The 6,538-nt window shown below is 60.9% G+C and carries 5 protein-coding genes; 1 reads left to right on the top strand and 4 read right to left on the bottom strand.

Annotated features, from left to right (window positions below; genetic code table 11):
• The 4 genes from NKJ91_RS33120 to NKJ91_RS33105 all read right to left on the bottom strand — a co-directional run.
• Positions 1 to 889 (bottom strand): ABC transporter substrate-binding protein (locus NKJ91_RS33120; protein ID WP_352458863.1); only part of this gene is annotated, 889 nt, incomplete at its 3' end.
• Between the two features lie 42 nt (positions 890 to 931).
• The gene (locus NKJ91_RS33115; protein WP_352458862.1) at positions 932 to 1,942 is read right to left on the bottom strand and encodes an ABC transporter substrate-binding protein; all 1,011 of its coding nucleotides are present in this window, start codon (positions 1,940 to 1,942) and stop codon (positions 932 to 934) included.
• Between the two features lie 46 nt (positions 1,943 to 1,988).
• Positions 1,989 to 3,038 carry an ABC transporter substrate-binding protein gene (locus NKJ91_RS33110; RefSeq protein ID WP_352458861.1) on the bottom strand — a complete coding sequence of 350 codons (1,050 nt, stop codon included), beginning with the start codon at positions 3,036 to 3,038 and terminating at the stop codon, positions 1,989 to 1,991.
• Positions 3,039 to 3,067: 29 nt separating this feature from the next.
• Positions 3,068 to 4,081 (bottom strand): ABC transporter substrate-binding protein, encoded by a 1,014-nt coding sequence (locus NKJ91_RS33105; RefSeq protein ID WP_352458860.1) that lies wholly within the window; start codon positions 4,079 to 4,081, stop codon positions 3,068 to 3,070.
• Positions 4,082 to 5,210: 1,129 nt separating this feature from the next.
• On the opposite strand from NKJ91_RS33105, the gene NKJ91_RS33095 reads away from it, so the two are divergent.
• Positions 5,211 to 6,278, top strand: coding sequence for a cyclic nucleotide-gated potassium channel (locus NKJ91_RS33095; protein WP_352458859.1), 1,068 nt, complete (start codon positions 5,211 to 5,213; stop codon positions 6,276 to 6,278).
• Positions 6,279 to 6,538 lie beyond the last annotated feature (260 nt).

Raw genomic sequence — 6,538 nt, 5'->3', positions numbered from 1 at the left:
TCATCGTGTCCTCGGGATCGAAGTCGCGCCAATCAGAGTATGGGAGCTCGCGGAGCGACTGCACGGCGTAGTCGTATTGTTCGGTGTGTCCGCCATCCACCAGGAGGCGTGCCACCCGTTCCGGTTCGGCCGCGCAGATGTCGGCCGATTTGATGATGGCCCGGATGACGCGCTTGGTGGCAGCTGGATTTTTCTCGGCATACGCAGCGTTGACCGCCAGCATGCAGCAGTAATATTGCGACCACGGCCGGTCCTTGGAACTGTCGAGGATGACGTGGCCGACTTTGCGGGCGCGGAGGTCTTGAGCCTCAGGCGGAAAAGCCAGGAAGGCGTCGACCTTGCCCTCGGCGAAGAGCTCCGCCGGCTTTGCCTCGCCGACGATCCATTCGATGTCGCGTTGCGGATCGAGGCCGACATAGGTCGCCATGGCACTGACGAAGATATGCGGATCCGACGATAGATTGCCGCCGACGCCGACTTTGCGGCCCTTGAGATCCGCGATGCTCTTGATGTCCTCGCGTCCGAACAACTCGTAGCAGCCGACATGCACTCCGGAGATCACCTTGATCGGGGCGCCAGTGTCGACTGGAATGATTAGGGCCGTGGCAAAGTCAATGCCGAAGTCGATGTCGCCGCGCGCCAGCATCTCGGTCTGGGCGATACCAGCTTCGGCGGCCACGAAGCCGAAATCTGAGAACCCCTCTGCGCGGATCAGATCCTCGGCGACGTACTGCGGAGCAATGCAGATACCGGGCGCCGCCGCAAAGCGGGCGATTGTGGTTTCAGGTGCCGCTTCGGCGGCGGCCGCGTTGCGGCCCTTTGCAAGACCCACACCTGCGAGCGCGGACAGGCCAGTGAGGAAACGGCGGCGGTTCTGGATGATCTGCATAAGCCTTTCCTTCCCTGATGGGACACGACGTTCGGCGATTGCCTACGTCTTCAACTCCTGCTTTAGTTGATAGAGAAAGCGCCAATCCGTTCCGGTGGCGATTATCTCTTGCGGGCTCGACTTGATCATGCCCGTTTCGTACATGCGCAGCGCGTAGAAGCGCATCGAGGCTTCGGCATCGAAATCCCGCCATCTGTCGTACCGGAGGTCGCCAAGCGTTTGCAGCGCGAGTTCGTAGCTGGGGACGAAACCTCGATCGACCAGCTGCCCTGCAGTCCATGACGGATCTGAGACACAGAGGTCGGCGCCCTTGAGGATGGACCGCAGGACGCGCTTTGTCGCCGCCGGGTATCTGTCTACATAATCCGCAGTCGCGGAAATCATGCAGCAGAAGTGCTGCGACCACGGCGGGTTGGTGGTCGAGTTGAGGATTGTGTGGCCTACTTTCCTGGAGCGAAGTTCCTGCGTGCGGGGCGGTTGGCCGAGCACTGCATCGTACTTTCCTTCGACGAAGCCTTCCGCAAAATTGTGCTCTTCGATGACCCATTCGATGTCGTTGACGGGATCGAGCCCAACATAGGCGGCCATCAGAGAAACCAACACGTGTTGCGGCGAATCAAGCGTAAAGACCCCAACCCGCTTTCCACGCAGGTCCGAGACGCCTTTGACGCTGTCGTTGGCGATCAGTTCGAGGCACCCGGAGTGCAGTCCGCTTAGTACCCTGATCGGCACTCCTGCATCGATCGACGCCAGATGAATCGGCACATAGTTCACACTGAAATCCGTCTCGCCGTTTGCGATCCACGCGGAATGATCAACCTTCTTGTCACCTTGCACATAGCGGACATCGGTGAATCCCTCGGCGCGCAGCATCTCTCCGGCGAGGTACAGGCCCGCCCAGCAATAGGCGCCGCCGATGTACCGCGGCAGGCGGACCGAGGTGGTCTCCGGCAGCGGCTCAGCCCAGGCTTGCGTAGAGGTGCCGATAAGGCCCGCGGCGCCGGCTGACGCAGCGCCGGCTAGGAAACGGCGGCGGTTCTGGATGATCTGCATAAGCCACTCCTTCCCTCGATAGGGCGCACGGCATGATGGCGATTGCCTACGTCTTCAACTCCTCCTTCAGTTCGCTGAAGAAGCGCCAGTCGGTGCCTTGGGCCAAGAGCTTCTGGGGGGTGCTCTTGAGCATCCCGACCTCGTGGAGGCGCAAGGCGTAGAAGCGCAGGGTGTCCTCAGCGCTATACCCACGCCAACCGTAGGGGAGCCCCTTTATGACCTGGAGGGCATGGTCATAGCGCCTAGTATAGCCCTGCTCCACCAAGTACTGCGCGGACTGCTCCGGCTCGCTGGCGCAGAAATCCGCCGCTTTCAAGATGGCGCGGAGGGCGCGTTTGGTGGCCACCGGATACGTGCGGACGAACTCCCGGTTCCAAGCCAGCATGCAGCAGAAGTATTGCGACCAGGGCCGGTCCACGGTGCTGCTAATCACCACATGGCCGATCTGCCGCTCCCGCATCTCCTGCGGTTCGGGGGGAAAGCCTAGGTAGGCATCGATCTTCCCCTCACTTAGGAGCCGGATGGACTCGGGTCCCGGATGCGTGACGAAGTGTATGTCCTTATGGAGGTCCAGGCCCACATAAGCCGTCATAGCGGCGAGAAAGACGTATCGGCTGGAATCTAGCGCTGGCACGGCCACGGTCTTCCCCTTGAGGTCGCGGATCGACTGGATGCGATCGGTGCCGAACAGCTCAAAGCAGCCGACGTGGAGTCCTGCCAGGATGACGATGGGATCCCCCGCTTCCAGGCTGAGAAGGAGCGGGGCGGCGAAATGCGCACTGAGGTCGGCTTCACCAGAGGCGAGGGCCGGCGCGATGTCTGCGGTCCCCTCTTTTTGGAGGTAGTGCACCTCAGTGAACCCTTCGCTGCGCAGCAGTTCTTCGGCTACATACTGGGGGGCCTGACAGATGCTGGGAATCCGGACGAGCCGGATCCGCGTCGTCTCAGGCGGTGGCTCCGCAGCGGCTCGCCTGCGGACGCTAGTCGTTTCCGGCGGTGGCTCTGAGGGGAGCGATTGCTGGACCCCGACTAGGCTCGCGGCGCCGGCTGCCGAAAGGCCGGCCAGGAAGCGCCGGCGGCTCTGGATGATTTCCATGTCCACGTCTCCCCTTGAGACAAATGGGATCAGGTTTTCAGCTCACGCTTCAACTCGTCGAGGAAGCGCCAGTCCGTTCCGTCGGCGATGATCTGTTGCGGGCTCGATTTGATCATGCCCGTCTCCTGCATGCGGAGTGTGTAGAACCGCAGGGAGTCTTCAGGATCGAATTCCCGCCACCGGTCGTACCGGATATCCTTCAGCGTTTGGAGCGCGTAGTCATACGATGGGACGAAATCGCGATCGACCATCTGCCGAGCCACCCGCTGCGGATTCGACACGCAGAGGTCAGCGGCCTTGAGGATGGATCGCAAGACCCGCTTGGTCGCCACCGGGTACCTATTCACGTAGTCCGACGTCGCGGAGATCATGCAGCAGAAATACTGTGACCATGGGCGGTCGACGGCATTGTTGAGGATGGTGTGGCCGATCTTCTTGGCGCGCAGCTCCTGCGGCTGGGGCGGCGTGCCGAGGAATGCATCGATCTTTCCTTGGACGAAGAGCTCCGTCGGGGTGGCGTCTTCAGTCAGGACCCATTGGATATCGTTCACGGGATCGAGCCCGACATAAGCGGACATGAGAGTCAGCCACACGTGTCGCGAGTTATTGAAACCATCCACGCCCACCCTCTTGCCCCGCAGATCCGCGACGCTGCGGATGCTCTCCTTGGCGATCAGTTCGAGGCATCCCGAGTGCAACCCGGTTAGCACCTTGATCGGCACGCCGGCATCGATCGACGCGATCTGATTCGGCGGAAAATTCACAGAGAAATCGGTCTCACCGCGTGCGATCCATTCCGATTGGTCGACGCTTCTGTCGGCTTCCACGTAGCGAACGTCGGTGAAGCCATCTGCGCGCATCAGTTCTCCGGCGATGTACGCGCCTGCCCAGCAGTAGGAACCACCAACCCACCGCGGCAGACGAACCGTCGTTGTTTCCAGCGACGGCTCCGCGTGGAGTGACTCCGGAAGACCGACGATGCCGGCAGCGCCCGCCATTGCAGCGCCGGCCAGGAATCGGCGGCGGGTTTGCATGATCTGCATCCGAACGCTCCTCTTCCGAATCGCAAACGACAATTCTGGCCGGAACCGAGCAAAAGAGGTTCCGGCAGAGGCAGATGGTCTCGTGGGCGCGACGAGTAGTTGTGGATTCTAGCGCGCCCAGTCCGCTGCGGGAGTCTTGCGCTCTCAGTCGCCGGCTCATTTATTAGCAACCGACGATATGCCACGATACGCCCAATTTGTGTTGGCTGCGAGCGCAAAACTTACTCGCGTCAAACGTCACGCCAGCGCCTCGCTGTCAGGGAGACCGTTTGCGCGGTTGCGAATGCCACTTCGAGTTTCTTGCGACCGTTCCGAATGATCGCACAAAAGTCTGTTTCGGGTCAGATTGAGAAACTGAAGCTGGCTTACAGACGTCCGCTATCGTCATCCTGAGGTCCCGGAGCCGCCATTCCGCTGTCGGCCCCAAATGCGACACTTGGAGGTTGGCTCGGCGAGAACAGATCTTGGCGCAAGCACGACAACGCTGAATGTCGTTTCGGTTCCTCGTAAGAAGGGCGACTTACCACGTGGCCAGGTCCGCGTCGTGCGATACGGACTGAGATACAAACTGTGATACAAATCGCTATGGAATTCTAGAAAAAATTCTTTAAAATCAATATGCGAACCGGTGCGGCGATGCTTCTCGACCGCACCATCAAATTCGAAAGCGGAATCTCTTACACGTTGAACTTCGAGCACGGCGGGGAGCGTCCTTGTCGGGGCACGTGCCCTTTGCCTGATTACGATCGCGAGTTTTGCCCATGCGAAGAGGCCATCGGCGGGCATGGCCATCTATCGATAGGCGCACATGATTATTCGCGCACCAGGCGTCCGGTCGCCCACCAGATCACCGACACAACAATGATTGATGCGTAGCCGTCCACGGCATAGTGCCAGCCAGTGAACACCGATCCGTACAGGATCAGGGCTGCAAAGGTCCAACCGAGAACGAGCCGGCGCTGGGTGTGGTTCGAGGGGCAGCTCGATCTCGACCCTGATCGGATGGCTCATGGCCTATGGTCCAGCGACGACCAAGGGTGGCCCGGTAATCTCCATATCGAATTAGCACCTTTGCGCTTGCCTTGAAGGCATTCTATCCTGGACGGTAGTATCCGCTCGTGGGCATAGAATGTCGGTACTGCCTTCCTTAAGAATTTACGCGCCGCTCAACGCGGTGCTGGCTGCGACTGGGCTTGTGGCGGTGGCTACGCTCACGACACCGGACCTGTCCGGACGAAGCAGACTGGCTTTGGCTGCCGTGCTCGCAGTCATTTGGGGCGTCTATCTCCTGGAATTGGCCGAGAAACTGCTCAAGCGCCGGGCGGGAGACGTTCGGGACAGGACGCCGGCAATCGCCATTGATGTGCTCGCGGTTTTGGTTCCACTCGCCGCATTTCTGCTCGTCGGCACGCCCGACCGGAGCCTCTACTGTGCTGTCTGGCTGCTGAAACCGCTGCGCGATTCAACTTTCTTCCCGCTGCTGGGCAGAATCCTGACCAACGAAGCGCGCAATCTGATCGGCGTCGCCACGGTCTTCGGCGTCGTTCTTTTCGGTTTTGCGCTCGCAGCCTATGTCATCGAGCGCGACGTCCAACCGCAACAGTTCGGCAGCATCCCCCAGGCAATGTGGTGGGCGGTGGTCACGCTGTCCACCACCGGCTATGGCGACGCTATTCCGGAAAGCTTCGCCGGCCGCGTCCTTGCCGGGGCGGTCATGATGAGTGGCATCGGCATCTTCGCGCTCTGGGCTGGCATTCTTGCCACCGGCTTTTATCAAGAAGTCCGTCGCGAGGATTTCGTCCGCAATTGGCAATTGGTCGCCGCCGTGCCGTTGTTTCAGAAGCTCGGCCCGGCCACACTAGTCGAGATCGTGCGCGCATTACGACCTCGCATCGTGCCGGCGGGCGCTGTGATCTGCCGCAATGGCGAGACCGGTGACCAGATGTTCTTCGTCGTGGAGGGGCGCGTCAGCGTCGCGACGCCGAACCCGGTGGAGCTGGGCCCTGGCGCTTTCTTCGGCGAGATGGCGCTGATCACCGGCGAACCACGCTCGGCGACCGTCAGCGCCACAACGGTGGTCTCACTTCTGTCGCTACACTCGGCGGATTTCCAGATGCTGTGCAGCAGCAGCCCGGAGATCGCAGAAATCATCCGCAAGACCGCGCTCGAGCGGCGCAGTGCGGCACCTAAGGGTTGACCGTACTAGGTGTTCGTCAGAGGAGGATGTGATGGCAAGGCTGCCAGCTGCCTGCCGATGGTGGCTGGCTGGAACTACATGCTCTGCCGCTGCCGAACCACCCTCAATGCGAGCGCGACATTCGATTCGTGATCTCCACCTCATCCCCGTCCCGCGCAGCGGGTCGTCTAATCGCTCGAGCGTCAAGGGGGTGAGTGCAAGGCTGTCGTCCTTTCTGTCGATTCTCGTTCGTCCGCATGCCGGGTACAGGGTCGTCTACG

Source organism: Mesorhizobium sp. M0040 (assembly GCF_040323505.1).
Lineage (GTDB): Bacteria > Pseudomonadota > Alphaproteobacteria > Rhizobiales > Rhizobiaceae > Mesorhizobium.
The sequence above is the reverse complement of the archived record's forward strand: the minus strand, read 5'-3'. Positions and strand labels throughout refer to the sequence as shown.